At 54.6% G+C, this 4,203-nt stretch carries 6 protein-coding genes and 1 pseudogene; 3 read left to right on the forward strand and 4 right to left on the reverse strand.

The window, feature by feature from the left end:
* The first annotated feature begins 68 nt into the window (after positions 1-68).
* The gene (locus ACYVGS_RS17795) at positions 69-392 is read left to right on the forward strand and encodes a hypothetical protein (protein WP_460590035.1); all 324 of its coding nucleotides are present in this window, start codon (positions 69-71) and stop codon (positions 390-392) included.
* Here ACYVGS_RS17795 and ACYVGS_RS17800 read toward each other — a convergent pair.
* The 4 genes and pseudogenes from ACYVGS_RS17800 to ACYVGS_RS17815 all read right to left on the reverse strand — a co-directional run bounded on the left by ACYVGS_RS17800 (position 389) and on the right by ACYVGS_RS17815 (position 2,770).
* Positions 389-790 (reverse strand): PaaI family thioesterase, encoded by a 402-nt coding sequence (locus ACYVGS_RS17800; RefSeq protein WP_460590036.1) that lies wholly within the window; start codon positions 788-790, stop codon positions 389-391. The two genes, ACYVGS_RS17795 and ACYVGS_RS17800, sit on opposite strands and share 4 nt — an antisense overlap.
* Positions 791-795: 5 nt before the next feature.
* Positions 796-1,263 (reverse strand): PaaI family thioesterase, encoded by a 468-nt coding sequence (locus ACYVGS_RS17805; protein WP_460590037.1) that lies wholly within the window; start codon positions 1,261-1,263, stop codon positions 796-798.
* A gap of 49 nt (positions 1,264-1,312) precedes the next feature.
* Positions 1,313-1,591 (reverse strand): annotated as a pseudogene (locus tag ACYVGS_RS17810) (integrase core domain-containing protein); the annotation flags it as partial.
* 180 nt (positions 1,592-1,771) lie between these two features.
* The gene (locus ACYVGS_RS17815) at positions 1,772-2,770 is read right to left on the reverse strand and encodes an IS630 family transposase (protein WP_460590039.1); all 999 of its coding nucleotides are present in this window, start codon (positions 2,768-2,770) and stop codon (positions 1,772-1,774) included.
* Here ACYVGS_RS17815 and ACYVGS_RS17820 point away from each other — a divergent pair.
* Complete coding sequence (locus ACYVGS_RS17820) at positions 2,666-2,986, forward strand: TetR/AcrR family transcriptional regulator (RefSeq protein WP_460590040.1); 321 nt, start codon at positions 2,666-2,668, stop codon at positions 2,984-2,986. The two genes, ACYVGS_RS17815 and ACYVGS_RS17820, sit on opposite strands and share 105 nt — an antisense overlap.
* Before the next feature lie 49 nt (positions 2,987-3,035).
* Positions 3,036-4,120 (forward strand): IS3 family transposase gene (locus ACYVGS_RS17825; RefSeq protein ID WP_460590038.1). Its coding sequence is split into 2 segments (ribosomal slippage): positions 3,036-3,297 and positions 3,297-4,120, totalling 1,086 coding nucleotides; the frame shifts between segments, so codons are not numbered across the junction.
* Positions 4,121-4,203 lie beyond the last annotated feature (83 nt).

Raw genomic sequence — 4,203 nt, forward strand, 5'->3', positions numbered from 1 at the left:
GAGTGGAAAAACCGGGTAATCCGGAGCAGCTGCCGCTGCTGTAGTGGCAATTTTGAAAACGAGACTCAATGAAATCAAAGAGTTACATTATTTGCTGTCGAACTTGGGTGACCGGGAATGGCCGCGCACGGCGCATGTTGATCGAGTCGGCCTGGAGCTACCGCTTTCCCGCCCGGCAGACGATGGATTTGAAACGCAAGGCGGTGGCGGCCAGTGAAGATGCCAAAGCCATTGCCTGGCGCGCCCAAAAACGCCTGTGTGGGCGCTACCGAACACTGACTAAGAACAGGTTTTCGCGAACTCAATCATACAACCATCCGGGGATCTTTTTTGGTCAGCGATTCTCAATTCTCAGAACTTTCATTAATTTGGCATTTTGGGACAGGCACTAACTACGTCTCGCAAAAGCCAGTGTTGCCGCAGCAGTGGGCTCTTGCAGCGAGACTTGCCAGGCGATGACATCGATATTCAAAATTTGCCTGCCACTTCGAACAAGGTAAGCGCGTGTACGCACGGCTAGATCACCCTTGGTGGGGCGTAGAAAATTGATGTTGGCTGATAGGAGTGGGCACACAGTATCGGCTGATACCTTTAAAGCTTGCAGCGCACCGGTAAGCTCGAGAACGCCTATAATTACTCCTCCGTGCCACGCTTGCAACAATGGGTTACCAGTAAAATTCTCAGCCCAAGGAGTCAGGCATTCGACACTTGGTTCGTATCTGACAAGCTGGGTCCCGTAATTTTTTGCATAGGGCGTCTCGTCGAGAAACTGGAGTAGATGTTTGTCCATCCTGATTAACCACCTCGTCGATAGAGCAAGCTTCGATCCAGAGCGGGACCTGGGCTACCAATTTTGAAAATACCTTGCGCGTTACACAACATCGTTTTCCCGTCCAGGCTGCAGGCGAATGCACTGACATAGGCAAACTCGTTAGTCTGCTGGTAGCACTCCGCCTGGATTCGAACATCAGTGCCTACGGGGGCAGGATGTATGTGGTCGATTCGCAGGTTGATGGTCGCAATGGACTGTGGCAAAGCGAGGCTATGGAGAACAACGAAACCGCAGGCACTGTCCAGTGCGGCTGCCAGAGCACCAGGGTGCAATGACCCATTTTCATGCGCCGTTGCATGTTTTATCTGGAAGGGCATTTCCAATACCACCCTGTTTCCCTCAGTGCAAACAAATTTCAGTGACATATCACTATGAGCACCGACACCAGCGCTGAATAGTTCGTATACTTCTTCCAGTTGGAGTGCATCCATTTTATTCAGATTTCCGGTTTTGTTTGAGTCAGGCCGCTTTGGCTGACTCCTATTGCAGGCGATAATACGTCCTTTCAAATTCCGCCGGCGGGATATTGCCGAGGGGCTCCAGCAGCCGGCGGTTATTGAACCAATCGACCCATTCGAGTGTAGCGTACTCCACATCATCACTTGTCCGCCAGGGGCCACTGTGCCGAATGGCCTCCGTTGTACAATCCGTTAATCGTCTCTGCCAGCGCGTTGTCGTAGGAATTGCCGACGTTGCCTACCGAGGCTTCAATACAGCCGCGGCCAGCCTGTCAAAGTATCGGATCGATAAATACTGGGTGGATTCAACCGGTCGTCGAAACACTGGATAAAAACAGTATCCCAAGGGCGCGGGTCATGCCCCATGTGGCGGCCGGGATGGCCAGCCGGGACGAGAATGCTGGTCGTTACCAGCGTCACCGGCCCGAGCAAACCCTGCTCTATCGGATCGTCTAATATTAACCCGGCGCTCAAATAGATATCAGGCGGCATAGCGGATGAACTCAGCTTCGAAGTATTTGGCAGATCGCCCAGGGAGCTTTTGCAGTTTTCGCAGGTGGCTCATTGCCTTCGACTTCAGTTCCTTCTTGTTACGTGCTGGCTGACCGCTATGAACGCCGGCCTTCAAGTCACAGTTCAGATATTCGTCGGGATTCAGTTCCGGGGAGTAGGCCGGCAGGTAGAAGGCTTCTATTTCATCCTCATGCTCAGCCAGCCACGCCTTGACCTTGCGGGCGTGATGAACGTGCAAGTTGTCGAGAATCAGGAAAACTTTGCGCTGCGCATCCTTGATCAGCCGCTTCATGAAATCGATCAGGAGGTCGGCATTCATCGTGCCGTCGAAGAACCGAAAGCGCACCTTGCCCTGGTTGGTCACCGCGGAAATCAGATTGATCGACTCCCGCTTGGCATTGAGCCGGATGACGGGGGTTTGGCCTCTCGGCGCATAGCCTCGCGTGTGCTGGCAGTCGTTTCTGAGACCGGTCTCATCACCCCAGTAAATCTCGGCATTTTCTGCCTTCGCTCGGGCGTGAATCGAGGGGTATTCTTCGTCCAGCCAACGCTGGACCTCAGCAGGGTGCTGCTCATAGGCCTTCTTCTTCGGCTTCTGAACGGTAAGACCCCAGCGCTTGAGATACTCGCCCACGGTGCGAATGGCGAGTTTCAAGCCCGTGACCTGCTGAATCAGTTGCTGTACCGCTTCACGAGTCCACAGGGCGTAACGCAACTTCAGCTGGTCGGGTGTCTTGTCGATCAGCTGTTTCTGGATCATCGTTTCCTGCTCTCGGCAGAGTACTTGCGGCAGAGTTGCGAGGTTGGGCTCGCGATAGTAACATATACGGACTGACTGGTCCGTCCAAGTGAGGCATGTACTATGCTCCCAGCCAACAAACCCAAGCGCGTCAACAAATCCGCCGAAGAGCGTGTCGCTGAGATCCTCACCGCAGCGACCCGTATCTTTGCCGACAAGGGCTATCAGACGGCCGACGTGGAAACCGTGGCCGCAGCCGCGGGTGTGGGCAAGGGTACCGTGTACCGCTATTTCACGACCAAGGAAGTGCTGTTTACCGAGGCCCTTCGCTTTAATCTGGAACGCTTGCGCTGCGAAGTGCAACAAGCCCGCGCAAATCAGGACAACGCTCTGGAGCAGTTGCGGGAGGGAATGCGGGCCTACTGTAATCCCCCCAGAAAATAATCGAGATTTTGAGTAGAGGCTTTTACAATGATCGCAGAAGGAGCGGTGCATGAAGAAGTCTCGATTTTCCGACAGCCAGATACTGGCGGTCCTGAAGCAGCACGAAGCGGGCGTCCCGGTCGCGGACTTGGCCCGAGAGCACAACGTCAGCACGGCACTGATCTATCAGTGGCGGGCCAAGTTTGGTGGTATGGATGCCTCGCTGATGAAGCGACTGAAGGAGCTGGAGGCGGAAAATGCTCGCCTGAAGAAGATGTATGCCGAGGAGCGAATCAAGGCGGAGCTGCGCCAGGAAGCCCTCGAGGGAAAGCTGTAAGGCCATCTCAACGCCGGGAGATGGCCGGAAAAGGTGTCGCCAAACACGGTATCAGCATCCGGCTGGCCTGTGTGGTGTACGGCATCAGCGAAACCTGCTATCGCTATCAGGCAAAGCTGGATGGCGAGAATGCCCTGATTGCAGAGTGGCTGCTGAAGCTCACGCAGACCCACAAGCGCTGGGGGTTTGGGCTGTGCTTCCTGTACCTGCGTAACGTAAAGGGCTACCCGTGGAATCACAAACGGGTCTACCGCATCTACCGGCAGCTCGAGCTAAACCTGCGAATCAAGCCCAAGCGGCGGATCAAGCGGGATTACCCTGGTGAGCTGGGTGTTCCGACTGCGCCAAACCAGGTCTGGTCGATGGACTTCATGAGTGATCAGCTGGTCAGCGGTAAGAGCTTCCGCACGTTCAATGTGCTTGACGATTACAACCGCGAAGGTCTGGGGATTGAAGTCGACTTGTCGCTGCCAGCTTCTCGCGTGATTCGCGCGCTGGAACAGATCATTGAATGGCGCGGTAAGCCATCGGCACTTCGCTGTGACAATGGCCCGGAGTATATCTCGCAGTCGCTGGTAGCTTGGGCAAACAAGAACCGGATAACGCTGATCTACATCCAGCCGGGCAAGCCTACTCAGAATGCCTATGTGGAGCGTTTCAACCGGACGGTGCGACATGAATGGCTGGATCTGCATGAGTTTAACAGCGTTGCCCATGCCCAACTGTTAGCCACCCAGTGGCTGTGGCAATACAATAACGAACGACCCAACACGGCTATAGGAGGGGTTCCCCCGGCCCGGCTGCTACAGGCAGCATAACCCTCTACTCAATCAAATGGGCGGTTACTAACTTTTTCATTAGTAAAGCGACAGGTGTTTGATATACTTGCGGCATGAAATGC

The sequence above is a fragment of the Haliea atlantica genome (assembly GCF_054779855.1).

Coding starts and splice junctions, on each gene's coding strand:
- ACYVGS_RS17820 (WP_460590040.1), top strand. CDS start 2,666: ATGCTCCCAGCCAACAAACCCAAGCGCGTCAACAAATCCGCCGAAGAG.
- ACYVGS_RS17795 (WP_460590035.1), top strand. CDS start 69: ATGAAATCAAAGAGTTACATTATTTGCTGTCGAACTTGGGTGACCGGG.
- ACYVGS_RS17805 (WP_460590037.1), bottom strand. CDS start 1,263: ATGGATGCACTCCAACTGGAAGAAGTATACGAACTATTCAGCGCTGGT.
- ACYVGS_RS17800 (WP_460590036.1), bottom strand. CDS start 790: ATGGACAAACATCTACTCCAGTTTCTCGACGAGACGCCCTATGCAAAA.